Raw genomic sequence first — 270 nt, forward strand, 5'->3', positions numbered from 1 at the left:
ACAGGAACGAACAAGGAAGCCCCCACGATGAAGAAGCTCTTCCCGACGGCCATTGCTGGCGCTGCCCTGGTTGCCGCCGCGCTGTCGCTCTCCGCCTGCGGCCGCTCGGACGATGCCTCGACGGAAGCCTCGCCCGACAACGTGGAAATGCCGGCTGACGAACTGCCCGCAACCGATGTCTCGGCTGCCGCCCCGGCCCCGGTCGATGCCCCCGCCGCCGATCCCAGCGCGGCCGCGCAAACCGCCGAAGACGCCGCCCGCAGCGCCGCC

Annotated in this window: 1 protein-coding gene; it reads left to right on the forward strand. The window is 71.9% G+C overall.

All coding sequences use genetic code 11. The features are described 5' to 3' along the window. Window positions 1-27: 27 nt before the first annotated feature. On the forward strand, window positions 28-270 hold a 243-nt coding region (locus tag H926_RS0112755), incomplete at its 3' end, for a hypothetical protein (protein ID WP_022676650.1).

This window comes from Novosphingobium sp. B-7, assembly GCF_000410615.1.
Lineage (GTDB): Bacteria > Pseudomonadota > Alphaproteobacteria > Sphingomonadales > Sphingomonadaceae > Novosphingobium > Novosphingobium capsulatum.